The sequence below is a fragment of the Streptomyces sp. NPDC051913 genome (assembly GCF_044593635.1).
Classification (GTDB): Bacteria; Actinomycetota; Actinomycetes; order Streptomycetales; family Streptomycetaceae; genus Streptomyces.
This window is the reverse complement of record NZ_JBIUCI010000012.1, coordinates 68,053-92,697: the sequence shown is the minus strand read 5'-3', so window position 1 is coordinate 92,697 and position 24,645 is coordinate 68,053. Positions and strand designations below refer to the sequence as shown.

General features: G+C 71.6%; 22 protein-coding genes. 7 read left to right on the top strand and 15 right to left on the bottom strand.

All coding sequences use genetic code 11. The annotated features are described in order from the left end of the window. Positions 1 to 11 precede the first annotated feature (11 nt). The 3 genes from ACIHIX_RS31660 to ACIHIX_RS31650 all read right to left on the bottom strand — a co-directional run bounded on the left by ACIHIX_RS31660 (position 12) and on the right by ACIHIX_RS31650 (position 2,461). Positions 12 to 974: a phosphotransferase enzyme family protein gene (locus ACIHIX_RS31660; protein ID WP_399962155.1), complete on the bottom strand. Its 963-nt coding sequence runs from the start codon at positions 972 to 974 to the stop codon at positions 12 to 14. 239 nt (positions 975 to 1,213) lie between these two features. After that, positions 1,214 to 1,537, bottom strand: coding sequence for a hypothetical protein (locus ACIHIX_RS31655; protein WP_399962153.1), 324 nt, complete (start codon positions 1,535 to 1,537; stop codon positions 1,214 to 1,216). 33 nt (positions 1,538 to 1,570) lie between these two features. Continuing rightward, complete coding sequence (locus ACIHIX_RS31650) at positions 1,571 to 2,461, bottom strand: GNAT family N-acetyltransferase (protein WP_399962151.1); 891 nt, start codon at positions 2,459 to 2,461, stop codon at positions 1,571 to 1,573. Positions 2,462 to 2,699: 238 nt separating this feature from the next. Between ACIHIX_RS31650 and ACIHIX_RS31645 the strand changes: the two genes are divergently transcribed. Then, complete coding sequence (locus tag ACIHIX_RS31645) at positions 2,700 to 3,776, top strand: PP2C family protein-serine/threonine phosphatase (RefSeq protein ID WP_399962149.1); 1,077 nt, start codon at positions 2,700 to 2,702, stop codon at positions 3,774 to 3,776. On the opposite strand, the gene ACIHIX_RS31640 is transcribed toward ACIHIX_RS31645, so the two are convergent. Next, complete coding sequence (locus tag ACIHIX_RS31640; RefSeq protein ID WP_399962148.1) at positions 3,763 to 6,012, bottom strand: MMPL family transporter; 2,250 nt, start codon at positions 6,010 to 6,012, stop codon at positions 3,763 to 3,765. The genes ACIHIX_RS31645 and ACIHIX_RS31640 overlap by 14 nt on opposite strands. Positions 6,013 to 6,153: 141 nt before the next feature. On the opposite strand from ACIHIX_RS31640, the gene ACIHIX_RS31635 reads away from it, so the two are divergent. After that, a complete protein-coding gene (locus tag ACIHIX_RS31635; RefSeq protein WP_399962146.1) occupies positions 6,154 to 6,360 on the top strand; it encodes a hypothetical protein in 207 nt (68 codons plus the stop codon). A gap of 37 nt (positions 6,361 to 6,397) precedes the next feature. Here the strand turns inward: ACIHIX_RS31635 and ACIHIX_RS31630 are convergent, their stop codons facing one another. Continuing rightward, positions 6,398 to 7,534, bottom strand: coding sequence for a sulfite oxidase (locus tag ACIHIX_RS31630; protein WP_399962144.1), 1,137 nt, complete (start codon positions 7,532 to 7,534; stop codon positions 6,398 to 6,400). A gap of 136 nt (positions 7,535 to 7,670) precedes the next feature. Between ACIHIX_RS31630 and sthA the strand changes: the two genes are divergently transcribed. The 3 genes from sthA (at position 7,671) to ACIHIX_RS31615 (ending at position 11,806) form a co-directional block, all read left to right on the top strand. Continuing rightward, complete coding sequence (gene sthA, locus ACIHIX_RS31625; RefSeq protein WP_399962141.1) at positions 7,671 to 9,080, top strand: Si-specific NAD(P)(+) transhydrogenase; 1,410 nt, start codon at positions 7,671 to 7,673, stop codon at positions 9,078 to 9,080. A 288-nt stretch (positions 9,081 to 9,368) separates the two neighbouring features. Further along, complete coding sequence (locus ACIHIX_RS31620) at positions 9,369 to 10,841, top strand: APC family permease (protein WP_399962139.1); 1,473 nt, start codon at positions 9,369 to 9,371, stop codon at positions 10,839 to 10,841. 11 nt (positions 10,842 to 10,852) lie between these two features. Continuing rightward, entirely contained in the window at positions 10,853 to 11,806 is a 954-nt protein-coding gene (locus ACIHIX_RS31615; RefSeq protein WP_399962137.1) for a hypothetical protein, read from the top strand. Between the two features lie 6 nt (positions 11,807 to 11,812). On the opposite strand, the gene ACIHIX_RS31610 is transcribed toward ACIHIX_RS31615, so the two are convergent. The 5 genes from ACIHIX_RS31610 to ACIHIX_RS31590 form a co-directional block, all read right to left on the bottom strand. Then, complete coding sequence (locus tag ACIHIX_RS31610; protein WP_399962135.1) at positions 11,813 to 12,952, bottom strand: HoxN/HupN/NixA family nickel/cobalt transporter; 1,140 nt, start codon at positions 12,950 to 12,952, stop codon at positions 11,813 to 11,815. Positions 12,953 to 13,076: 124 nt separating this feature from the next. After that, positions 13,077 to 13,931 (bottom strand): proteasome subunit beta, encoded by an 855-nt coding sequence (gene prcB / locus ACIHIX_RS31605; protein WP_399962133.1) that lies wholly within the window; start codon positions 13,929 to 13,931, stop codon positions 13,077 to 13,079. A 75-nt stretch (positions 13,932 to 14,006) separates the two neighbouring features. Next, the gene (locus ACIHIX_RS31600; RefSeq protein ID WP_399962132.1) at positions 14,007 to 14,942 is read right to left on the bottom strand and encodes a YbhN family protein; all 936 of its coding nucleotides are present in this window, start codon (positions 14,940 to 14,942) and stop codon (positions 14,007 to 14,009) included. Beyond that, positions 14,939 to 16,411, bottom strand: a complete 1,473-nt coding sequence (locus ACIHIX_RS31595) for a hypothetical protein (protein ID WP_399962130.1) — start codon at positions 16,409 to 16,411, stop codon at positions 14,939 to 14,941. The genes ACIHIX_RS31600 and ACIHIX_RS31595 overlap by 4 nt, the downstream gene beginning before the upstream one ends. A gap of 166 nt (positions 16,412 to 16,577) precedes the next feature. Beyond that, positions 16,578 to 16,994, bottom strand: coding sequence for a YybH family protein (locus ACIHIX_RS31590; protein WP_399962128.1), 417 nt, complete (start codon positions 16,992 to 16,994; stop codon positions 16,578 to 16,580). A 59-nt stretch (positions 16,995 to 17,053) separates the two neighbouring features. Here ACIHIX_RS31590 and ACIHIX_RS31585 point away from each other — a divergent pair, with 59 nt between their 5' ends. Next, a complete protein-coding gene (locus ACIHIX_RS31585; RefSeq protein WP_399962127.1) occupies positions 17,054 to 17,725 on the top strand; it encodes a nucleoside/nucleotide kinase family protein in 672 nt (223 codons plus the stop codon). A gap of 24 nt (positions 17,726 to 17,749) precedes the next feature. Here the strand turns inward: ACIHIX_RS31585 and ACIHIX_RS31580 are convergent, their stop codons facing one another. Next, entirely contained in the window at positions 17,750 to 18,118 is a 369-nt protein-coding gene (locus ACIHIX_RS31580) for a winged helix-turn-helix transcriptional regulator (protein ID WP_399962125.1), read from the bottom strand. Between the two features lie 103 nt (positions 18,119 to 18,221). On the opposite strand from ACIHIX_RS31580, the gene ACIHIX_RS31575 reads away from it, so the two are divergent. Further along, positions 18,222 to 19,067, top strand: a complete 846-nt coding sequence (locus ACIHIX_RS31575; RefSeq protein WP_399962123.1) for an NAD(P)H-binding protein — start codon at positions 18,222 to 18,224, stop codon at positions 19,065 to 19,067. Between the two features lie 3 nt (positions 19,068 to 19,070). On the opposite strand, the gene ACIHIX_RS31570 is transcribed toward ACIHIX_RS31575, so the two are convergent. Genes ACIHIX_RS31570 through ACIHIX_RS31555 form a run of 4 tightly spaced genes read right to left on the bottom strand, consistent with a single transcriptional unit; the run spans position 19,071 to position 24,443 of the window. Next, positions 19,071 to 20,903, bottom strand: coding sequence for a hypothetical protein (locus ACIHIX_RS31570; RefSeq protein ID WP_399962122.1), 1,833 nt, complete (start codon positions 20,901 to 20,903; stop codon positions 19,071 to 19,073). A 5-nt stretch (positions 20,904 to 20,908) separates the two neighbouring features. Next, complete coding sequence (locus ACIHIX_RS31565) at positions 20,909 to 22,630, bottom strand: hypothetical protein (protein ID WP_399962120.1); 1,722 nt, start codon at positions 22,628 to 22,630, stop codon at positions 20,909 to 20,911. Positions 22,631 to 22,632: 2 nt separating this feature from the next. After that, complete coding sequence (locus ACIHIX_RS31560; protein WP_399962118.1) at positions 22,633 to 23,535, bottom strand: carbohydrate ABC transporter permease; 903 nt, start codon at positions 23,533 to 23,535, stop codon at positions 22,633 to 22,635. Further along, a complete protein-coding gene (locus ACIHIX_RS31555) occupies positions 23,532 to 24,443 on the bottom strand; it encodes a carbohydrate ABC transporter permease (RefSeq protein WP_399962117.1) in 912 nt (303 codons plus the stop codon). The genes ACIHIX_RS31560 and ACIHIX_RS31555 overlap by 4 nt, the downstream gene beginning before the upstream one ends. Positions 24,444 to 24,645 lie beyond the last annotated feature (202 nt).

Below are 24,645 nucleotides of genomic sequence, written 5' to 3'. Positions count from 1 at the left end.
GCTGCTGATGCTCAGGCCGCGACGGTCTCCGCGAGGCGGGTCACGGCGGCCACGTCCGGCAGGGTCGCCAGGGTGTCGACGACCTTGCCGCTCGCGAACTCCCGTTGCGCGGCGGTCACTTTCGGGTCGATGGCGCACTCGGCCTGGACGTACACGAAGTTCAGGTCCGTGGCGAAGAGCATCGAGAAGGAGTCGAGGCCGGTGATCCCGGCGGGGCCGTCGGCGTCCCGGTAGGCCCGGGTGAGCCGGCGGGCGGCGTCGGCGGAGAAGGCGTTGCCACCCGCCCACCTGTACAGGACGCGGGCGAGTTCGCGGTCCGCCGCGACGGGCCCCGCGTTGTCCCAGTCGATGAGGGTCGGTCCGGCCGGGCCGACGAGGACGTTCTGGGGCTGGAGGTCCAGGTGGGACGTCACCACACCTTCCGGCCCCGACGGGCCGACGTGCCGCGCCAGTTCCGGCATCCGCGTGTCCAGGAACCGGCCCAGCGCGTCCGACCACGGCACCCCGGCCCGGCGCGCATCCTTGGACAGCCTGGTCCAGTCGGCCTCCTGGGGGCACTCCTCGTACCAGGCGTCCGGAGTCTCGGTCGTCCCCTCGCCGGCCCGGTGCAGGATCGCCAGCGTCCGCCCGCACCAGCTCAGGATCTCCGGATCGGCGGGATCCGCCTCGCCGCCGCCGACCCAGTCGTACACCTTGACGTAGGACCCGTCGAGTCGCGTGACATGGGCGCCCGCGCGGTTGGCCATCAGCCGGGGCGCGCAGATCCCCAACTCCTCGGCGGCGTCCCGCAGCGCGGCCTCCCGCCGCACCTGTTCCTCGTCGCAGCCGAAGAGCAGTTCCTTCACCGCCCACGCGGAGCCGCCACCCGACAGCTTCCAGATCTGTCCCAGCGCGCCGCGGGCGACGGGGGACATCGTCCACGGCCCGGCGCCGAGTGCGTAGTGGTAGGCGACGGCGTCGGCTGTTCGCTGCACAGGGGATCCTCTCCACGACCGGCGTCGACGGTAAAAGATCCCAGGCACGACGGCTAGGGCCTGTCCGGCGGATCATGCCGCAGACGCGGGGCTTGGGACGCCCACCTGCGGCGTTGTCGTCGGTTGCCGACGCTCCGCGTCGCCGCCCTCCTCCGCCTTGCAGCTGGACGCCCCAAGCCCCGCTCACCGGCGTCAATGAGGCGCCGCGCTTCCCTGCGACCCGATCCGCCGGACAGGCCCTAGGCGTCGAACGGTTTGTCGCTCCACCGGAACCAGGCCCGGTCGCCCTCGATGTGCAGCAGGAACTCGGGGACCGGGCCGTCCGGCGAGACCAGCGACACACGTCGCCGGATCTCGTCGTGGACCCGCTCCCACTCCGCCCAGTGACCGTCCTCGTCCCGTTCGGCCAGGACGAGTTCCCGCGCGAACAGTTCTCGTACGGCGTCGTAGCCGGGCCCCGCCGTGAAGCGGCCCGAGAGCCAGGGGAAGTCGGCGTCGTCGATGAGGATCTCCCCCACCGGCTCGCCGCCGCCTACGTGCCAGACCTGGCCCTCGAACCCCACTACGCCTCCGTCACCCGGTGCCGATGGTCCCGCTCACCTTGTCAGATGGAAGTTGATCCGCTCCCGGGTCACCGGGTAACCGGCCTTCGCGAAGTGCGCGGCCATGGGGAAGTTGCCCTGGTCGGTGGCCGCGACGATGTACTCGGCGCCGTGCTCGACCAGGTGGTGGGTGCACTCGGTCAACAGGTCGTAGGCGTAGCCGTGTCCGCGCTGTTCCGGTACGACGCCGATGAAGGCGACGATCGGGGCCTGGTGGTTGCGGGCGGGGATGTGGATGCCGGCCAGTTCGCCGTCCGGTGTGCGGGCGACCTGCCACCACTCGCGCGGGGAGGGGCACCAGCGGAAGAAGTCGAGTTCCTCCTGGGCGGCCCGGTCGAGGCCTCCTTCCTCGGCGGCCTTCGCGCCGTGCGCGTCGAGGGTGACGGAGTGGATGCGGCGCAGGGCGTCGAAGAAGACCGCGTCGTCGGGCTCGGGGCCGTAGACGAGGCGGCCGGGGCGCTCGGGCAGGCCGCATTCGGGCGTCCAGCGGTACTGGAAGCGCTCGACGAGGAGCTCGTACCCGGCAGCTCGCGCGGCGTCGAAGCGGGCCTCGACCTCCGGGCGCAGGGCCGGGTCCTCGCGCCAGCCGGGCGGCAGGCTGAAGTCGAGGTCGACGCGCCAGGGCGCCGTGCGCAGCAGTTCCGCCGCCGCCTCCGTCTCGCCCTCGGCCATGTCGAGACGGTCGACACAGAGGGGCTCGGTGTCGTCGGGGCCGCCCCACCAGGCGGCGCGGGCGACGATCCGGCCGTCGCGCAGGGCGACGCGCTGCCAGTCGGGGCGGTGCCGGGTCAGCGGGTGCGCGGCGCGCACACCGAGCGGGTCGGGCAGGGCGTCGAAGTCGTGAGCGGTGCTCTCGTCGAGCGGGCGGATGACCAGACCGGTCATGGATTCCTCCGGGATGCAAGCTGCGTGGAGCGCTCCCGGGAAGTCAGGCACGCACGCCCGGGGCAACGGGAAGGGAGCGCTGGATAGGGGTGAACTGCACGGCACTCGCCTCCTTCCGTCGGTCCTGGGGCGTGACAGGGACACGATAGGAGACCCGTCGGCCGAAGGTCCAGCGAATTGATGGGGTGAGCACTGCCCTCGGCGTGCGCCCCACCCCTGGGCGGTGGACCGTGGAGGCGTGGCCAAGGAGTGGGAGCCGGAGCGGCGGACGTGGCTGGGCGGGGCGCCGCCGCCCGGGTGGGTGCGGGTGCTGCCCGCCGCGCTGCTGGGCGGGGTGTGCGCGGCGACCCTGGTGAGCCCGGAGCCGTTGGACATCGGCTTCCTGCTGGGCGCCATCCCGCCGCTGGCCGTGCTCTCGTACGGCCCCGGGGCGACTGCCGTGCTCGGCGCCCTCGTGGTGACCGTGCTGGTCGTCCCGGCGTTCCGGCTCGACGACCCCGGCAGCGCCGACCTGCTCACCGTCGCCTTCGTCTCGGCGCTGAGCGTGGTCGTGTCGTACGTGCGCAGCCGCCGGGACGCCCAGCTGGTCACCGAGCGGGCGGTCGCCGAGGCCGCGCAGCGGGCCGTCGTTCCGCCGTTGCCCGAGCGGGTCGGGCCGGTGCGGTGCGTGGGGCTGTACCGGGCGGCGCAGCGCGGGACGCTGGTCGGCGGCGACTTCTTCGACGTACGGCAGGGGCCGCACGGTGTGCGGGCGGTGATGGGGGACGTGCAGGGGCACGGCCTGGCGGCCGTCGCCACGGTCGCCTCGCTGCTGGGCGCGTTCCGGGAGGCGGTGCTGGACGAGCCGGACCCGGAGTCGGTGGCGGCGCGGCTCGACCGCCGGCTGGTGGTGGACTCGGCGGACGTGCCGCACGCCGAGCTGTTCGCGACCGCCGTGCTGCTGGACTTCGCCGCCGACGCCCGTACTGTGCGGATCGTGGTGTGCGGGCATCCGGCGCCGGTGCTGCTGCGCGCGGGGCGGCCCGTGGAGCTGGAGGTGGCGGCCGGTGCGCCGCTGGGGCTGGGGCTCGTCGAGGCCGGGGTTCCGACCGGGCTCACGGTGCCGTTGCGGGGCGGTGACCGGCTGTTCCTGGCGTCCGACGGGGTCAGCGAGGCCCGAGGAGCGGGCGGGGCGTTCTATCCGCTCACCGAGCGGCTCACCGGCTTCACGGACCTCGAACCGGCGGTCCTGGTGGAGCGGGTGTGGCGTGACCTGCTCGGCCACTGCGGAACCGCCGTCGACGACGTGACGATGCTCGTCCTCAGTCCTGCATGACTCTCGGACGCTCGGCCACCGCCTCCTGGTCCCCCTCGGCGTCGATGTGCGGCAGGATCCGGTCCAGCCACCGCGGTGTCCACCAGGCGTGCCGGCCGAGCAGGGTCATCACGGCGGGCACCATCAGCAGCCGCACCACGGTCGCGTCGATCAACACGCTCACCGCGAGGCCCAGTCCGAGCATCTTGACCACGATGTTGTCGCTGACGATGAACGCGGCGAACACACTCACCATGATCAGTGCGGCGCAGGTGATGACCCGCGCGGTGATCTCCAGCGCGTGGGCGACCGACGCCTTGGCGTCCCCGGTGCGCAGCCAGGCCTCGTGGACGCGGGACAGCAGGAAGATCTCGTAGTCCATGCTCAGCCCGAAGATGATCGCGAACATCATCATCGGCACATAGCTCTCGATGGGCACCTTGCCCGAGACACCGAGCGCGGGCCCGCCCCAGCCCCACTGGAAGACGGCGACGACGACCCCGTACGAGGCGGCGATCGACAGCACGTTGAGGACGGCCGCCTTCACGGCGACGAACAGGCCCCGGAAGACGGCGAGGATGATGAGGAAGGCCAGGGCGACCACCACGCCGATGATCAGCGGCAGCCGGCTGGCCACGATGTCGCGGAAGTCGACCTGCGCGGCCGTGGTCCCGGTGACATAGCCCTGGGCGTCGGTGCCGGAGACCGCGGCGGGCAGGGTGTCGTCCACCAGGCGGTTCGTCAGGTCCGTGGTGTCGGCGCTCTGCGGGGACTGTTTCGAGTAGACGGTGCCGATCAGGACGTCGCCGTCCTTGGTGGTGGTCAGCGGAGTGACGAAGGCCGCGCCGGACACCCCGTCAAGGGTCTTCGGGACCTGTGTGGCGAGCGTGGAGCGCTGCGAGGACGACGCGGCGGTCTGATCGATGACGACGGTGAGCGGGCCGTTGGAGCCGGGTCCGAACGCGTCCGTCATCAGGTCGTAGGCGCGCCGGTCGGTGAAGGAGGTGGGGTCGGCGCCGTCGCCGATGTGGCCGAGCTGGATGGAGAAGACCGGGATGGCGAGGACGACCACCGTCACCACGCCCGCGGCGAGATAGCGCAGGGGGTGGTGTTCGACGCGCTGGGCGTAGCGGTGCCAGGTGCCCTGCGGGGTCTCCCCCGGGGCGGCGTCGGTCTCGGCGACGGGGCGGCGCACCCGGTAGCGGTCGATGCGGGTCCCGATGAGGCCGAACAGGGCGGGCACCAGGGTGAGCGCGCCGAGCACGGCGGTCACGACCGTCACGGCCGCGGCCAGGCCGAGTTTGCTGATGAAGGTCACGCCGGACGCGGACAGACCGCCGAGCGCGACGATGACCGTGCAGCCGGAGACGAGGACGGCCCGGCCGCTGGTGGCGTTGGCGCGCCCCGCGGAGACCACCGGGTCGGCGCCGTCCATGAGGTTCTGCCGGTGCCGGGTGGTCTGGAACAGGGCGTAGTCGATGCCGACGCCCAGACCGATCATCGTGGCCAGGGTGGGCGAGACGGTGGCGAAGGTGAACGCGGCGGCGAGCAGTCCCAGACAGGCCAGCCCGCCGAGGACGCTGAGCAGGGCGGTCACCAGGGGCAGGCCCGCGGCGATCACACTGCCGAAGCCGATCAGCAGGACGACGATCGCGACCGCGAAGCCGATCAGTTCGCTCACCCGGTCGTCGGCGGCGGGTCGCGCCAGTTCGCCGAGCGGTCCGCCGTACTCGACATCGGCGCCGGCCGCCCGCAGCGGCTGCACCGAGCTGTCCACGCCGTGCAGGTAGTCGTCGCCGAGCGTCGAGGGCTGGACGTCGAAGCGGACGGTGACGTACGCCGTCTTCGCGTCCTTGGACAGCGGTCCGACCGGCGAGGTGGAGGCGGTCAGGGGGTTCTGGACGGCCAGGACGTGCGGCAGCTTCTGGAGGTCGCCGACCGTCGTGGACATCTGGGAGTCCAGCGAGGTCAGGGCCTTCTGCCCGTCGTGCACGACGATCTGGCTGCTGTAGCCGCCGGCCGCCGGATCATGCTTCTTCAGGACGTCCAGACCCTGCTGGGACTGCACGTCCGGCAGGGAGAAGTTGTCCTCGTACTCGCCCCCGACGGACCGGTTGAGGATCTGGAGGGCGACGATGGCGACCAGCCAGGCCACGAGGACGACGACGAAATGGCGGGAGCACCACTGCCCCAGCCGCCGCAGTCCCCCGGTGGCGGCGGGCCCCCCGTCCCCTGGCGTGCTGCGGGTGGGTGACATGGCATCGACCTTTGCTCGCTACCCCCATTAGACGCCCACCCGATCCGGTCGGCACCCCGGGCCCGGTCTCTCCGGATGCACACGGCGCCCGCCGGGTTAATGGTGATATCGGACCCGATGACGACCCGAGGAGCACCCATCATGCCGACGTCACAGCCCGGCGCGTCCGGGCCCGCCGAGGACCGCGCCACCCCCGACGAGCTGCTCCACACCCGGACCGGCACCGAGGTGTCGCCCGAGGACGTGGTCCTCGCCGCCGGCCGGGACCTGACCCCGCGCAACCTGGAATGGGCCAGGCGCAAGCTGGAGGCGGAGGGGCCCGCCGCGCTGGAGAAGCTGCTGCCGTAGACGTAAGGCGTTCTGGGCCCGGCACGCGTCGGGCCCTTCACTCCCCCGTGCCCGCCTCCTCGTCGACGCAGAGCACCGGCACCTGCTGGACGAGGTTGACGGCGAAGCCGCCCCGGTTCCAGGGCTGTTCCAGGGGCTGGGTGTGGCCGTCGGCGTCGGTGGCCCGCACGCTCAGCGTGTGCGCGCCGGGTGTCGCCGTCCAGGTGGTGTGCCATCGGCGCCACGCCCAGCGATGTCCGCCGTCGGGCGCCAGTTCGGCCTCGCGCCAGGTCCGCCCGGCGTCGGTGCTGACCTCGACCCGGGTCACGGGCGCCCGTCCCGACCAGGCGCGCCCCTCCAGCGGGACCGGGCCGGGCCTGACCACCCGGGTCCGGGACATGAAGTCCGGGAAGCCCGGTGGGACCAGCAGGGCGCGCGGCACGATCCGGGTCACGGGCTCGCCCGCGTCGCCGGGGTCCTGGCGCAGCCGGTAGGCGACGGACTGCTGGAAACCCGTGAACTCCGTGGCGACGACGGTCACCTCGCGCAGCCACTTCACCTGCGCCATGCCGTACCAGCCGGGCACGACCAGCCGCAGCGGGCGGCCGTGCTGCGGCGGCAGCGGGACGCCGTTCATCGCGTACGCCACCAGCACCTCCGGCTCGGTGCCGGTGGCGGCCCCGATCGGCAGGGCGCGCCGGTAGTCCTGCTCGACGCCCCGCTCCACGCCATGGTCCGCGCCGGTGAACACCACGTCCACGGCGCCGGGTTCGACTCCCGCCCGCTCCAGCAGCAGCCGCAGCGGTACGCCGGTCCAGTCGGCGGTGCCGACCGCCTCGACGAGCCAGGGCTGGCTCACCGGGCGGGGCGACAGCAGGGCCCGGCCGTTGCCCGCGCACTCCAGCGTCACCCGGGTGGTGACCTGGGGGAACGCCCGCAGATCGGCCGGGGTGAGGCGGAGCGGGCTACGGACCAGGCCGCCGACGGTGAGCGTCCAATCGGTGTCGTCGGGGACGTACGGGATGTCGTAGTGCGTCAGTACGTAGTGCAGGCCCGGCGGGGTGACGTCGTAACGCAGGGCTTCCAGGGGCAGACCGTGGTTGCGGGTGGCGAGGGCCAGCTCGTCGCGGCCGATGCCCTCGTCGAGGGCGGCCAGCCGGGCGGGGGCGCTCGCGTCGCCGATTCGATGACCCATGACGGCATTGTCACGCCGAGGGCCGACTTCGGCACCCGCTCGGCACCTGCTCGACCGCGGCGGTCCAACTGATCATCGGCGTCGGTGAGTTGCCCGGTCTTCCGCAGCGCACCCTCGGGCTGTCAGACTCCGGAGGGTGCCTGACTTCGACTTCGACCTGCTCGTCATCGGATCCGGTCCGGGTGGCCAGAAGGCCGCCATCGCCGCGGCCAAGCTGGGCCGCCGGGCGGCCATCATCGACCGCCCCGACATGGTCGGCGGGGTCTCCATCCACACCGGCACCATCCCCTCCAAGACCCTGCGCGAGGCGGTGCTGTACCTCACCGGTCTGACCCAGCGCGATCTGTACGGGCAGAGCTACCGGCTGAAGGAGGACATCACCGTCTCCGATCTGACCGCGCGCACCCAGCACGTGGTCAGCCGTGAGGTGGACGTCATCCGCAGCCAGCTGTCCCGCAACCACATCCCCCTCTACGCCGGAACCGGCCATTTCGTCGACCCCCACACCGTCGCCCTGCGCGAGGTGACCGGTCATGAACGGCTGCTGAGCGCCGAGCACGTCGTCATCGCCACCGGCACCCGGCCGGCCCGCCCGGACAGTGTCGAGTTCGACGGGCGCACCATCATGGACTCCGACAACGTCCTCGCCCTGGAGCATGTTCCGCGCTCGATGGTCATCGTCGGCGCCGGGGTCATCGGCATGGAGTACGCGTCCATGTTCGCCGCGCTCGGCAGCAAGGTCACCGTGGTGGAGAGGCGGGCCGGGATGCTCGACCTGTGCGACGTCGAGGTGATCGAGTCGCTCAAGTACCACCTGCGGGACCTGGCCGTGACCTTCCGGTTCGGGGAGACGGTGGCCGCGGTGGAGCGGCATCCGCGGGGCACGCTGACCGTCCTGGAGAGCGGCAAGAAGATCCCCGCCGACGCCGTGATGTACTCGGCGGGCCGCCAGGGCCTCACCGACGACCTCGACCTCGACAAGGCGGGCCTGTCGGCGGACCGGCGCGGGCGGATCACGGTCGACGAGTTCTACCGCACCGAGGTGCCGCACATCTACGCCGTGGGAGATGTCATCGGCTTCCCGGCGCTGGCCGCCACCTCGATGGAACAGGGGCGCTCGGCCGCGTACCACGCGTTCGGGGAGCCGGTCGGGCGGATGCACCACCTCCAGCCCATCGGTATCTACACCATCCCCGAGATCAGCTTCGTGGGCCGGACCGAGGACCAACTCACCGAGGAGAGCGTCCCGTTCGAGGTCGGTATCTCCCGTTATCGGGAGCTGGCCCGCGGACAGATCATCGGCGACTCGCACGGCATGCTGAAGCTGCTGGTGTCCCCCGAGGACCGCACCCTGCTCGGTGTGCACTGCTTCGGGACCGGCGCCACCGAGCTCATCCACATCGGCCAGTCCGTGATGGGCTGCGGTGGCACGGTCGACTATCTCGTCGACGCGGTGTTCAACTACCCGACGCTCGCGGAGTCCTACAAGGTCGCCGCCCTCGACGCCACCAACAAGCTCCGCCAGATCGACCGCATCGGCGACTGAGCCACCCCCCCGACTCCGCCCGGGCAACGCCCCTGACCTGCGGCGGAGTTGGAAACGGGAGATTGCCCTCCGCCCAATCTTGAAAGGCCGACGGGTAGGGCTATCATCACTCGCACACACGGTGTGACCGTCTGCCGACGCAATGCTGAACGGTGTCTGCCGCCCCCCTTTGTGCCGCCCCTTGCCCGAGGCCATCCCTCGTCGTGGGAGGCGGGTTCCACCCCCCACCCCCCAACGCCGTCGGGGCCTGGTCGTCCCTGCGTCGTGCACGACGGAAAGCAGCAAGTCATGAGCAACAACAGGGGCAGAGGGCTGCAGGCCAACGCCCTCGGAACCTTCGACACGGTGGTGATGGCCGTCGCGGGCAGCGCCCCGGCGTACTCGATCGCCGCCACCACCGCCGTCCTCGTCGGCGCGGTGGGCCTGGCCAGCCCGGCCGCCCTGCTGTACTGCGCGATCCCCATGCTGGGCATCGCCCTCGCGTTCAGCTATCTCGGCCGCATCGACGTGAACGCGGGCGCCAGCTACTCCTGGGTGGGCCGCACGCTCCACCCGTTCCTCGGCTTCCTCAGCGGCTGGGCCCTGGTGGTGTCGGCGACCATCTTCATGGTGGCCGGTTCGCTGCCCGCCGGGTCGATGACACTGGCCCTGTTCGACGAGGAACTCGCCGAGAACACGGCGCTGTCGACGCTGGTCGGCGCGGCCTGGTTCGTGGCGATGCTGCTGGTGGTGCTCGGCGGCGCCCGGCTCACCGTCCGCGCCCAGTTGCTCATGTCCGGCATCGAACTCGCCATACTCGCCCTGTTCGCGGTGCTCGCCCTCCTCCACGCGGACAACGCCCGCGCCTTCGACTGGTCCTGGCTCGGCTTCGGCCAGTTCGACGGCGTCTCGGGCTTCGCGTCGGGGGCGCTCATCGCGGCGTTCTACTACTGGGGTTGGGACGTCACCAGCAACCTCTCCGAGGAGACCCGCAACAGCCGTCGTACGACCGGACTCGCGGGCCTGATCGGGGTGGGCATCGTCTTCCTGCTCTTCGAGGCGTTCACCATCGCGGTGAACGTGGTGCTGTCCTCGCGGCAGATCGAGGAGAACGACGCCAACGTGCTGGCGGTGCTGGGTGAGGAGATCTGGCCGGGCTGGGGCGGCAAGCTGCTCGTCGTCGCGGTCATGCTGTCCACGATCGCGACGCTGGAGACCACGCTGATCCAGGTCACGCGTTCGCTGTTCGCGATGGGCCGCGACCGTACGATGCCGTCGGCGCTCGGCAAGGTGCACCGCCGGTGGAACACTCCGTGGGTGGCCATCAGCGTGGTCGGAGTGGTGGCGCTGGTGATGCTGATCGCCTCCAACCTGCTGGGCACCGTGGGCGACATCCTCTCCGACGCGATCTCGGCGATCGGCCTCCAGATCGCCGTGTACTACGGACTCGCGGGCCTCGCGGTGGTCGTCGCCTACCGCAAGATGCTGCTGAAGTCGGCGGCCAACTTCCTGCTCGGGGGCCTGTGGCCACTGCTCGGCGCCGTGTTCATGTTCTGGATCTTCGTCGAGTCGCTGAGCGAGCTGAGCGCCGCCGCGATCACCATCGGCATCGGCGGTCTGGCCGTCGGAGTCCTGCCGATGCTCTGGTACTGGCGACAGGGCAGCGACTACTACCGCCCCGCCAAACTGGACGCCACGCACACCGTGGAGGCGGACTACGTCCCCGACGGCGTCGTGGTCGCGCAGTCCCGTGTCCACCAGGGTCTCCCGACCGACTTCTGAGGGAGCCCGCCATGGCGCGAGACCGCTTCTCCCTCGACTTCGATCCCGACTGCGGTGACACGGCCCTCACCGACGCCCGCCACGACATCGTCATCGGCCGCTGGCAGGGGCTGCGGGAACTGCTGCGCGCGACCGGCCCCGAGTGGCTCAGCCGCGGCCACCGCGTCCGGCTGCTCGCACAGGCCTGCGCGGGCAGTTCTACGGCCGAGTCATGGCTGGCCGCCGAGCCGCACAGCGCAGACGCGCTGGTGCTGCGGGCGGCGACGGAGACCGCGAGGGCCTTCAACGTGGCGATCGCCGCGGGCCGCGGCGTGCCGATCGACCAGCACCGCATCGACACCGCCGTGCTGTCCTGCCTCCAGGCCGCCGACGCGTATCCGGACGATCCCACGCCCTGGATCTCCCTCATCTCCGTCGCCCGGCTGTACCCGTCGGGGGTCCGCAGACAGGAACTGGCGCGCTGGTGGGACGAGTTGCACCGACGTGACCCGTACAGCGTGGAGGGCCATCTCCAGATACTCCACTACTACTCCTCCCGCTGGCACGGCACGCACGGCCTGATGTACGACTTCGCCCGCGACGCGGCCGGGGTGGCGCCGCCGGGATGCGCGCTGCCGGTGCTGGTCCAGTACGCCCGCGTCGAGGAGTACCGCTACGCCCTGGACGCGGCCAAGGGGCGCCAGTCGGCGGTCGGCCTCGCCGAGCACTGGACCCACGACGGCGCCGTCAGCGACGTACGCCGCACCTGGCAACGCTGGTTCGCCGACCGCCCCGGCACCACGATCGCCCCCGGCGAACTGCGCGACCTCAACTACCTGACCCACGCGGCCTGTCACGCGGGCCTGACGGACATCGCGGGCACGCTGCTGCGCGTGCAGGGCCCGCGCGCCACACCAACGCCCTGGTCGTACACGGGAGATCCGGAGAAGCAGATCCTGAAGTGGCGCAAGGACCTTCGGGCGTGAGCGGGGTCAGTCCGCGAGGTCCCTCGTCCACTTCTCCTCGATTCGCCCCACCTTCCACACCACCAGGGCGACAGCCCAGGTCAACACGAACAGGGCTACGACCGCGAAGCCGAGGGTGTTGAGGTCGAGGCCGGAGATCCAGGTCCAGAACGGGCCGTGCAGGTCGAGCTTCTCGGCGAGCAGGCCGAGGAGTTCGACCGTGCCGATCAGAAGGGCCACGGCGACCGACAGACCGGTGATGGTGAGGTTGTAGTAGACCTTGCGGACCGGCTTGGAGAACGCCCAGTCGTAGGCGAAGTTCATGAACGTGCCGTCGATCGTGTCCAGGAGGGACATGCCGGCGGCGAAGAGGACGGGCAGGCACAGGATCGCGTACCAGGGCAGGCCGGACGCCGCGCCCGAGCCCGCCAGGACGAGCAGCGCGACCTCGGTGGCGGTGTCGAAGCCCAGGCCGAAGAGGAGGCCGAGGGGGTACATCTGCCAGGGCTTGGTGATCGACCCCATGACCCGGCCCAGGAGGCGGTTCATGAAGCCGCGGTTGTCGAGGTGCTCCTCAAGGGTGGCCTCGTCGAAGGTTCCCGCGCGCATCCGGCGGAACACCTTCCAGATCCCGGCCAGGATCACCAGGTTGATGCCGGCGATGACGTACAGGAAGGTCCCGGAGACCGTCGTACCGATGAGACCGGTGATGTCGTGGAGCGAGGAGCCGTCGTCTCGGACCGGACCCGCGAGGGCCTTCACGCCCAGGGAGAGCAGGAACGTCAGGCCGAAGACGACGCTGGAGTGGCCGAGCGAGAACCAGAATCCCACCGACAGGGGCCGCTGCCCCTCCCCCATCAGCTTGCGGGTGGTGTTGTCGATCGCCGCGATGTGGTCGGCGTCGAAGGCGTGCCGCATGCCGAGCGTGTACGCGGTGACGCCGATGCCGACGCCGAAGGACTTCGTACCGACGCTGTAATGCTCGGGCGCGACGAGGGCGACCAGGGTGAACCAGCCGATGAGGTGCAGGGCGAGGACGAACCCGGCCATCCCCCCGACCCTGATCCACTCCTCACGCGTCATGGAGCCGCGGACGCGCTGCCAGAGCCCGGCGTTTCCCGAGGCCGAGGCGGGGAGGGGCGGAGCGGAGTCAGGGGCGACCGGCATCGGGAGGATCTTTCGTTCGGCGAAGCGGCCGCTGCAGGCAGCCTTGTGCCATCCTCCGGTAACTGCAACTCATGTGCAGTAAAGGCCGTGGCAGATCTTCCCCACGGGAGGGGAAAGCGGGAGCTCAGGGCGTCGCGTGGGGGCCGTCCGGGCGGGTGCGGCGCTGCCCCACCGTCTCGCGGCTCAGCTCCTCCGTCTCCTGTTCCGGCAGCCGCTCGAAGCCGTCGCCGGTGATGACCGAGACGATCGGGAAGATCCGGCGGTTGATGTCCGGTCCGCCGGTCGCTGAGTCGTCGTCCGCCGCGTCGTACAGCGCCTGGAGGGCGGCGAGGGCGGCATCGCGCCGGGACATGCCCCGGTGGAACAGCTTCTTCAACGCGCCCCGGGCATAGGGCGATCCGGATCCCTCGGCATGGAAGTCGCGCTTCTCGTACAGGCCGCCGGCGACGTCGAAGCTGAAGATGCGGCCCCGCTCGCCCTCGGGCGCCGTGTCGTCGTACCCGGTGAGCAGTGGCACGACCGCGAGACCCTGCATGGCCTGGCCGAGGTTCTGCCGGATCATGCCGGCCAGCCGCCGTGCCTTGGCGTTGAGGGTCATCGGGATGCCCTCGATCTTCTCGAAGTGTGTGAGCTCGACCTGGTACAGCTTCACCATGTCGAGCGCGAGACCGACGGTGCCCGCGAAGGCGACGGCGGTGTAGTCGTCGGCGGGGTGCACCTTCTCCAGGTCGCGCTGGGCGATGAGGTTGCCCATCGTGGCCCTGCGGTCACCGGCGATCAGCACGCCGTCGCGGTAGGCGAGGGCCAGCACGGTCGTGCCGTGCGGGAAGCGGTCGGGGGCGGCGCGCACACCGTCGGGGAAGGGCCGGCGCGTGGGCAGCAGGGCCGGGCGGTGGACGGTCAGGAAATCGGTGAAGGACGAGGTCCCGGGAGTGAAGAACTCCTCCCCCAGACGCCCTCCTTGCTCACTCGCCGTCATCGCGTTCCCCCTGCTCGTCTCCGGGCCGGCACACATGTCCTACCTGAACTGCGCGGAGCGGAAACACGGTCCGGGTCAGAGGGACTTGCGGCGCACGAGGACGGCCAGGACCATCAGCCCCGGGAGCAGGGGCAGCCACACCGTCAGCAGGCGGTAGCCGAGGACGGCGGAGGCGGCGGCCGTGCCCGGGGCGCCGCTCGCGGTGAGGGCGAAGGCGAGGGCCGCGTCGAGGGAGCCGAGGCCGCCGGGCGTGGGCAGCAGGGCGGCGGCGCTGCTGGCGGCGACGTACAGGAGCGCCACCCGGGCCGGGGGCAGGGAGAGCGCGACGGCCTGGGCGACGGCGATCAGGACGAGGGCGTGCAGCGCGGCGAAGGCCAGTTGGCCGCCCCAGAGCGCCGCCGCGCGGGGCGGGTTGGCGTGCACGGCCCTGATGTCCGCGAGGACGACGGCGAGGACACGCCGGCACCGGGGCACGGCCAGGAGGACGGCGACGCCCACGACGGCGGCGCACCCGACGGCCAGGACGACGAGGTTCGGCCGCGGCACCCGCAGGACGCCGGGGCAGGCCACCGCGAGGGCGACGATCAGCACGGCCCGGACCGCCGCGGCGGCGGTGCCCTTGACCGCGAGGGCGCTCGCGGCACGCCCCGCGGGCAGTCCGCAGCGCATGAGGAAACGCAGGTTCACCGCGCCTGCACCGAGCCCGGCGGGCAGCAGGTGGTTGGCGGCACCGGCGGCGAACTGCGCGGCCACCAGGCGCCCCTGGGGCAACCGCGCTACGACCGCGCCCTGTTGGGCCAGCGCGGCGCACGCCCAGGTCGCGACGGCCGCCGCACCGCCGACCAGCAGCCACCCCTGGTCGGCGACGGTGAGTCCCACGGCCCCGCGCTCCAGCACCGGCCAGTGCCGCCGGGCCAGACAGCCCGCACCCACCAGCACGGCGAGGGTCACCGCGGTGTGCCAGTAGACGCGTCTTCGCGAGGGGCCGATGACGACCGGTTCGGACGTCATCGGCCACCGACCGCCGGCCCCGGCGGCGCCAGCCGCACCAGCACCCCGCCCGCCCGGTACGGCGTCCAGTCCCGCGCGTACCGGGCCGTGCCGCCCTCCGGCGGGGTGAGGAAGGCGACCGGGACACGGCGGGCCGTGTCGCGGATCTCGGCCGCGGTGGAGTTGGCGTTGTGGCCGCCGGTCGCCGCCGAGGAGCAGCCGGTGTAATAGGCGACCGGGATGGCTTCGTGGCCGGTGAGCAGACAGGGCGGGCGGACACCCAGGCGGTGCAGTTCGGCGGCGGTCCGCTCCCAGCCCTGCCGGGCGGCGGTGGCGTTGGAGACCGTGCGGTCCAGGACGTTCAGCTGGACGGCCAGATGTCCGGCGAGGCCGAGTGCGAGCAGGGTGGCCGCCACGGGCCGCCAGGCGCCGTTCGGGCGTGTGGCCAGGTGGAGCAGCGCGTCGGCGACCGGGAGGGCGAGCAGCGCGTAGGCGGGCAGCAGGAAGCGCGGTGCGGCGTATCCGATCATGAACAGGTACGGGACGGCCGCCGTGACGGCGCAGGCGAGCGGTACCAGCGTGCGCTCGGCTCGGCCGGCGCGGACGGCGACGGCGACACCGACCGCGGCGAGCACCGGAAGGACGTACCACCATGCGGTGATCAGCGGGTTCGGCATCGATCCGGTGCACGGCCGGCACAGCGCACGCCCCACCAGACTGCGCATCTGGTCGTCGACGGCCATGTTCCAGCCGAGCCCGCCCTGGATGCCCGAGGCCTCGTGGAGCCGCTCGCCCAGGCCGCCGAACGCGACGTACGCCTCGACGACCCACTCCACGGCACCGAGCACGAGCCCCGCGAGGAGCGCGGTCAGCAGGCGCCACCGCCGGGCGGCCACCATGAGCACGAGCAGCGGCACGGTCACCCAGACCGCGTCGGTGGGCCGCATCCACGCCATCAGGGCGGCGCCCGCCAGGAGCCCCCGGACATGGCCCTTGAGGTAACTGCCCACGGCGATCAGGGCGCCGATGGCGACCCAGTAGTTGGGCATGGCCTGCGGGCCGTAGAAGAGGGTCACCCACAGGGAGGCGAACAGCGCCCCCGCACCGGCCAGGACGCGCACCCGAAACAGCCCGCGCCACACGCACAGAGCGAGGTAGAGGCCGAGGCCCGAGAGCACGGCGAGGTAGACGCGCAGCAGTTCCGTGGACGTCGACCAGGACGCGACGGGCGCCACCAGCAGGGAGACCCCGCGGGCCCGCGGTGCGCTGAAGAAGGCGGGCGGAGCACCGGAGCCGACCTGGCTGACGTACACCGCCTCGTCCCAGCCGAGGCCCATCCCCGGCCGTACGAGCAGCAACTGCGCGAGTACGAAGACTCCCGCGACGGCGGCGAGAAGTGCGTCCCCCCGCCAGTTCCGGGACATGACGGGCACGATCGCCCTGTCACTCCGTCGTGCTTCGGCGAGCAGGGCATTCATGCCGTGCGCCATCGTCCACCCCTTACCCCGTCACTGCCATGGAGGTGCTCAGCCCTGGTCAGGGGCCGCGAAAACCGCGAAACAGGGACAAATTAACCCGCAGCCGTGCCGTACGCAGCGCGATGTTCGCCCAGTTGTATGACGATCGGTCATATCGGCTGGTTCCGGATGGGGCGGGTCAGTCGTGAGGGAACGAGTGATGCTCGTGCGCCACGAGCCAGCGGCCGTCCTCCTTGCGCAGACCGAACGTCAGCCGTAGCCGCAGGTCGGGGTGTTCGGCGAGCTCCTCGGGGGTGGCGCAGCGCAGCAGCGCGTGGGCGTAGGCGACGTCGGAACCCGCGGTGACGTCGAGGGACTCGATGTCGAAGCAGGCGCCCTGCGCCTGCCAGGCGAAGAACGGCGGCCAGGCGGCGCTGTAGGCGGCGAGCCCGTGGATGCCGTGGTGGGGCGGCGGTACGTCGTACATGACGATGTCCTCGGCATGGTCGGCGACGACGCCGTCGAGGTCGCCGCGGTGGACGGCGTCGGCCCACTTCGTGATCAGGGCCCGGATCTGTGCGTCGTCGTCGGTCACGGTGGCGGCTCCTTCCTGCATCCCCTCCCCGCGTTCTCCTTCGTCGGGCGGCCGGGTGGCCGGGTGGCACACTCTCCAGTGTGCCGCTGACATTCGACGACCTGCTTCTTCGTGCCCGTTCCCTGGTCCAGGGCGGGCGGCGCGCGCTTCTCGGTGTCGCGGGCAGTCCCGGCGCGGGCAAGACGACGCTCACCGAGACGCTGGTGCGGGAGCTGAACGCGGGTGGGGAGCCGTGGGTGGCGCATGTCCCGATGGACGGCTTCCATCTCGCCGACGTCGAACTGGACCGGCTCGGCCTGCGGGACCGCAAGGGCGCGCCGCCCACCTTCGACGCGGCGGGCTATGCAGCGCTGCTGCGTCGGTTGCGCGGCGAGGAGGACGGGGACGACATCGTGTACGCGCCCGGCTTCGAGCGGGTGCTGGAGCAGCCGATCGCGGGGGCGGTCCCGGTGCCGCCGTCGGCCCGGCTGGTGGTGACCGAGGGGAACTACCTGCTGCTGGGCACGGGCGCCTGGACGCGGGTGCGGGAGCAGCTGGACGAGGTGTGGTTCTGCGAGCTGGCCGAGGCGGAGCGGATCCGGCGCCTGGTGGCCCGGCACGAGGAGTTCGGCAAGGGGCACGAGGCGGCCGTGGCCTGGGTGACGCGCACGGATCAGCGCAACGCCGAACTGGTCGCGGCGACCCGGGACCGGGCCGATCTGATCGTGCCGGTCGCCGCGCTCGACGCCCCGGGGCGGCAGGCGGCGTCGTAGGCGCGCGGATCCGCCGGTGCCGCGTCAGGCCTCGTCGTAGGTCTGCCTGGCCTTCTCGACCTCGCCGAGGTGATCGGCCGACCAGTCGGCGAGATGCGCGAAGAGCGGGGCGAGGCTACGGCCGAGTTCGCTGATCTCGTACTCGACGCGCGGCGGCACCTCGGGGTGGTACGTCCGTACGACCAGGCCGTCCCGCTCCAGCTGGCGCAGCCGCTGCGTCAGCACCTTCGGCGTGATCCTGGCGATGCGCCGCTCCAGTTCCACGAACCGCTGCCGGCCGTGCGCGTGCAGGCTCCACAGGATCGGGGTGGTCCAGCGGCTGAACACGATGTCCACCACCGGGGCTATGGGGCAGGCGAGTTCGGGTTCCGTGGTGGTGTCCGTGACCTGCATCCGCGTTCCTCCGGGGTAGTCACTTTCCTCTAGGTACCTACTATATCCACGGTGTTAGCGTCCCTTCATCGGCAACAAGGCCGGTTTCACAAGGGAGTTGCTCATGATCGTGGTGACGGGGGCGACGGGGAACGTCGGCCGGGAGCTCGTCCGGACGCTGGCCGCGTCGGGGGCCCGGGTGACGGCGACGTCCCGGCGGATCGCCGAGGGGGACGTCCCGGACGGCGTGCTGCCGCGGCGGGCGGAGTTGACGGATCCCGACAGCCTCAAGCCCGTGTTCGACGGCGCGGAGGCACTGTTCCTGCACGACGGCGGTCCGGTCGCGCATCTGCTCGATGTTCCGCGGCTGCTGGAGGTGGCTGCGGCGGGCGGAGTGCGGCGGGTCGTGCTGCTGTCCTCGCTGGGTGTGGTGACCAGGCCGGAGTCGGCCTCGCACGGTGGCACGGGCCGCGCCATCGAGGAGGCCGTACGGCGCTCGGGGCTGGAATGGACGCTGTTGCGACCGGGCGGCTTCCACTCCAACGCGTTCCAGTGGGTGGAGTCGGTCCGTGAACAGCGCACCGTGGCCGCGCCGTTCGGGGACGTCGGTCTGCCCACGGTCGACCCGGCCGACATCGCGGCGGTGGCCGCGGTGGCCCTGCGTGAGGACGGACACGCTGGGCAGGCCTACGAGTTGACCGGACCCACCTTGGTGACGCCCCGTCAGCAGGCCGTGGCCCTCGGGGTGGCGGTGGGTGAGCCGGTGCGGTTCGTCGAGCTGGGCCGGGACGAGGCGCGGGCGCGGCTGCTGCGGTTCATGCCCGAGCCGGTGGCCGACACCACCCTCGCCGTCCTCGGCACACCCACCCCGGCCGAGCAGCGGGTCAGCCCCGATGTCGAGCGGGTCAGCGGCCGGGCGCCGGGCACGTTCGGGGAGTGGGCGCGCCGGAACGCCGCCGCGTTCCGGTAGGACTCACGCGCGCAGGGTCAACTCCGGCTCGCCGTGGGCGTCTCCGGCCGGATCGCCGATGACGGCGGTGAAGGCCTCGGTGCGGACGGTCAGGCCCTCGGTGCCGTGCTCGAACGCGGGCGTGAACGCGCCGCCGGGCCCGTAGCGCACGGCGAAGACGTGCAGGTCCGCGGGCGCGTCCGGCGCCGGCTCCGCCTCCAGGGCCGTGGACGACACCAGGTGCAGCCAGCCCTCGTCGGGGTTGCCGTAGCCGCGGGGGTCGGCGGCGAGCGCGAACGCCGCCTGCTCCTGGGTCTGCTCCGAGCGGGCGTCGAAGTGCTCGATGCCCTGCGACTCGGGGTGTGTCAGCCGCAGCGCACCGGCGGCGACGACCTCGGCGGCGTCGGCGGTACGGCGAACGCGGTCGCCCTCGTCCGTGGCGTACGGCATGCCGGCGAGCAGATAGGGAGCCCCGGGGAGCCGCTCCACCGCGACCGTCGTCCACAGGGTCGTGCCGTCGGTGACGTACAGGGACCGCACATGCCGCAGGACGTGATCGCGGCCGACGGCCGGCTTGGTGACCAGCTTGGCCGTGAGGCCGCCGGTGCGCAGATCGCGGACGCGGACCTCGCCCATGGGGCGGCACAGCAGGAAGCCGTCGACCACCGGGCCGAAGCCGTGCTGGCGGTTCACGGCCGCGGGCAGATAGTAGGTGCCCGCGGCCTCGACCACCGCCGGGGTCATCCGGCCGTCGAAGGCCACGGAGACCGTCCCGGCGCGCAGTTGGTGCCGGGCGACCGCCGTGGACGCCTCCCGGTGCCAGCGCGTCGTGTCCTGGATCTGCCACACCAGCATCCACGCGAAGTGGCCGTCGACGCCGCCGTCCTCCTTGACCGCGTGCCGCGCCCAGCGGCTGTCGGCCCGGTAGCGGCCGAGGTCGGCGCCGATGCGGGCGCCGAAGTACCTGAGGCCCAGGACCGATTCGAAGGCGGAGTGCTGCTCGCTGTAGCGCGGGCCGCCGTTGTCGAAGCCGCCGTTCGTCAGCCGGGCGTCGACGTAGCGGGCCAGCGCCTCGCCGTCCTCGGCGAAGATCTCCGCGCCGCTGACCCGGTGGGCCTGGGCGAGGAAGGACAGGGAGATCGGACCGTAGTTGTTGTCGTAGGCCCCGCCGTGCTCGGGCGGCAGGAGCGCGCCGCGGTCGGCGACGCGGTGGGCGCGGATCTTCTCGACGTACAGCTCGATGGCCCGGGCGCTGACCGACTCCCCTCGCTCCGGGGGGAGATGGCGGGCGAGCATCAGGCCGCCGACGACGCAGCCGATCGCCTGGTTGCCCGCTTCCTGCGGGTTGAAGAAGGTCGCCTCGGTGAGCCAGCGCCAGTATCCGTGGGCCACGTCGAGGAGTTCGGCGCGCTGCGCGTCCTCGACCAGACCGTCGGCCGCGTCGAGCACGTTCACCGCCTGGAGCAGCGCCCACACCGTGCTCGGCCAGTCGCCGATGGGGTGCGCACCGGCCGCGAGGGTGTAACGGGCGTACGGCAGCCCGGAGTTGCGCACGCTGAGGTTCGGGTAGCCGGGGTTGTCGTCGGTGTACACCCGCTCGCGCAGATGGAAGGCGAGGCTGCGACGGACGGCCTCGGGCAGCCGGTCGTCCTTGGTGCGCTGCCAGGCGAAGGCGAGCAGGGAGGTGATGCCGAGCGAGGTGTCGCCGATGTCGTCGACGCAGTCGGGGTGTTCGAGGTTGCCCTCGGGGGTGAGACGCGCGAGGGCCTGCTCGGTCACGTCGGACAGGACGGCGTCGTACGCCTCGGGGGTGTCCGGCAGGTCGTGCAGCGGGCCGAGCTGGCGAGGGAGGTACACGGAGATCAGTCCTTCGTGCCGGAGACGGCCTTGGCGCGCAGTGCGAGGGTCAGGGTGTGCGGGCCGAGCCCGCCGAGGTAGACGCGGTTGCCGGTCGTGGCGTCGGTGCCGCCGACCACGGTGTGGTCCTGCCCCGGGTCGTAGCGCAGTATCTCGCTCCGGTCAGGACCGGCGAGCGGTTCGCCCGCCTCGACGGCGGCCTCGACGCGGATCTCGTCGTCGCCGACGCGGTAGGTCAGCGGCTCGGTCGTCAGGCACCAGCGTCCGTCGTCGAGCGGTACGGCGCCCTGCGGCTCGCCGCCCGGCCGGAAGGTCAGTTCGAGGGCCCAGGGCACCGGGGGGCCGCTGATGTCGATCCGCAGGTCGGCGCCGTCGTCCCGCAGGTCGACCTCGACCCGGGTCGTGTGGGAGACCTCGTCCTGAGGGCGGTCCGGGAAGGCCATCGCGGCGGAGAAGCGGCCCTCGTCCACCAGGCGGTAGGCGCCGTCGTCGCGCCTGTGGTCCTTCGGGAGCGGCTGGTAGTAGGCGGCGGTGAGGGTCTGGGTGAGCCGGTACCGGTGGTCGGCCGGCCGTTCCATGTCGGCGGCGCGGAACGGGCCCAGGTCGAAGAACACGCGCGAGAGGCGGACCGCGTCGAGGACGGCGGCACCGGCGAACAGGCGCAGGAAGGTGGGGTTGCAGGCGAGGCCCGAGCGGATGCGCCGGTGCTCGGGCACGTCGGAGCCGCCGTACACCACGGTGTGCGCGGTGGCCGAGGCGTGTACGGCCAGACGTGCGGTGGGGAGGTATCGGTCGCGCGGGAGCTCCTGCGCGTCCGGGGCCGGCAGGACGCGGCACAGATCCGGGGTGAGGAAGGTCTGGGCGAGCAGGTCGGAATCCTCGATGCCGTCGGCGGCCGCCAGGCGGGCCGCGCGGGCGAAGTCGCCCCGGCCGGTACGGATCGCGAGCAGCCGGTAGTGCGGCAGGTAGGGCCACAGCGCGAACGACAGCCGCTGGTCCTGGCGGCGCGAGTGGACGGTCTCCACCGTGCCGTCCGGCCTGATCAGGTCCAGGGTCGCGGTGAGGTTGCGTGCGACCGCGTCCAGCAGGTCGCCGCGGCCGAGCACCTCCGCCAGCAACAGCAGCGCCGGGTTGGTCACGATGGAGGCGTAGACGGCGCTGCGTTCCGAGTACAGGCCCTCCGTGTCGATGTCGACGCCCTCGGCGAGCCACTCCTCGGCGCGGGCGCGCAGCCGGTCGTCGGGGAACGACCGGTGCAGCCGGGCGAGCGCCGCGCTCAGCTCCCAGCGGTGGTTCGGGGTGTGCACGCCACCGGTCAGGAGGCTTTCGGCGGCGGCGCCGGCGATCTCGGCGAGCGCGGCCGTCACTTCGTCCAGTTCCGGTCCCGCGTCGGCGGCGAGGACGTGGGCGTCGCACACGTCGTTGACGGTGAACGCGGAGTCCGGCGGGGACTGCACGTTGTCGCCGCCGGCGAAGAGGCCGGAGGGCGTCTGCACGGCCCGTAGGGCGCGCAGGTGGGTCAGTGCGGCGGCGACGGCCTGTCCGCTGCCGTGCAGTGCCGAGTCCGGGGAACGGTATGCCGCGATCAGGGTCTTCACCCGGCGCGCCAGACCACGGTGCGGCACGCCGACGGGTTCCGCGTCCGGGTCGGCCGACAGGGGGGCGACCGACCGGTCGGCCGCGCGGGCCGCTTCACGGACGAACTCGTGGTCGAGCGGGTCGGGCAAGGTCAGTCCTTCAGGCCGGCGTTGATGTCGGCGTTCATGACGTACTTCTGGAACACCAGGAAGACGACGATCAGCGGGATCATGGAGATGACCGAACCGCCCAGCAGCACCGACCAGTTGATGTTCTGCGCACCGACGAGGCTCTGGATGCCGATCTGCACGGTGAACTTGTCGGGGTCGTTCAGCATCAGCAGCGGCCAGATGTAGTCGTTCCACCGCCACTGGAACGACAGGATGGCGAGCGTCAGCGCGATGGGCCGGGACAGCGGCACCATGATCCTCAGGAAGATCGACAGCTCCTTCGCGCCGTCGATACGGGCGGCCTCGATGAGCTCGTCGGGGACCGTCAGGAAGAACTGGCGGAACATGAAGCAGCCGGTCGCGGTGAGCAGGGCCGGGAGGATGATGCCGGAGAGCGAGTTGTAGAAGCCGAGGTCTCGGACCACCAGGAACAGCGGGGCGAGCATGACCTCGGCCGGCAGCATCGTGGTGGCCAGGATGCAGACGAAGAAGGCCTTGAGCCATTTGTTGTCGTACTTGGCCAGCGCGTACCCGGTGCAGCAGCTGACTCCCACCGTGAGGATCGTCGCGATCACACACACGAGGGTCGTGTTGATGAAGTACTGGGCGAAGTTGGCGCTTGCCCACGCTTCCTTGTAACCCGACACGGTGGGGTTGTCCGGGAACACCGTCAGCGGAAGGGAGAACAGGTCCCCCGCCGGCTTGAAGGAGCTGAGGACGAACCACAGCACCGGGATTCCGTAGAGGGCTGCCATGAACCACAGCAGAGTCGTCGGGGCAATCGCACGCCGAAGCCCGCCGGTCGCCGAGCCGCGGGACTTCTTCTTGGAGACGGCCCGTACGGAGTCGGCGTCGACCTTGCGCGGCATGTCTGTGGTTGTCATCGGTTCTCCACCCGCCGGTTGACCATCATCTGGATGGCCGCGACGGCCATCAGGATGAGCATGAGCACGAACGACGCGGCGCTCGCGTAGCCGATCTGGCCGGACTTGAAGCCGGTCTGGTAGATGTACTGGACCAGCAGGTTGTTCGACGTTCCGGGTCCGCCGTTGTTGAGGGAGGCGAACACGGCGTACTCCTTCATCGCGTGGATCGTGTTGAGCAGGATGACGATGAAGGAGGTGGGCGCGATGCTCGGCAGGGTGATGCTGAAGAACTGGCGCCACGGACCGGCGCCGTCGAGCGCCGCCGCCTCGTAGTACGACGTCGGTACGTTCTTGATCGCCGCGATGAACAGCAGCATGGAGAAGCCCGTCCAGGCCCATGACGCCGCCACCGCGACCACGATCAGTGACAGGTCCGCGTTCGACTGCCAGGGAACGGCGCTTCCGCCGACCTTCTCGATGAGGTAGTTGACCAGTCCGAAGTTCTCGCCGAACAGCCATCGCCACAGGACACCCACGATGATGGGCGACAGCAGCCACGGGATGAAGAAGAAGACGCGGGCCACCGAGGCGCCCTTGGCGTGCTTGCTCACCAGCAGGTTGGCGATGAGCAGCGACAGCACGAAGTTCAGTGGCACGAAGAGCACGGTGTACAGCAGCGTGCGGATCAACGCGTCGTAGAACGTGGAGTCCCCGGCCAGGTTCTGGTAGTTGTCCAGTCCGATGAACTGGAACGCCCCCACGCCTGTGTAGTTCGTGAAGGAGTAGACCAGCCCGATCACCGCCGGCCAGACGAAGAACAGCGCGAACAGCACGACATTGGCCGCGATGAGGACGAGCGGCGCGACGGTGTACTTGCTGCGGCTCCTGGGCGGGCTCACGGACACGTCCGAGGCGCGTTTTGTCATCTTCCTGACTCCGTGCTGGTGGATGGGATTGCGGTGGGCTCACACCATGAGCCCGGCATCACATGGGTGGCCGGCGGCCGGGGGGGGGGGGGGGGGGGCCCCCCCCCCCCCCCCCCCCCCCCCCCCCCCCCCCCCCCCCCCCCCCCGGGCCGGGCCCCAGTTTTGCCCGGGCGGGGGGGGCGACACACGAACCCGTTGGAGC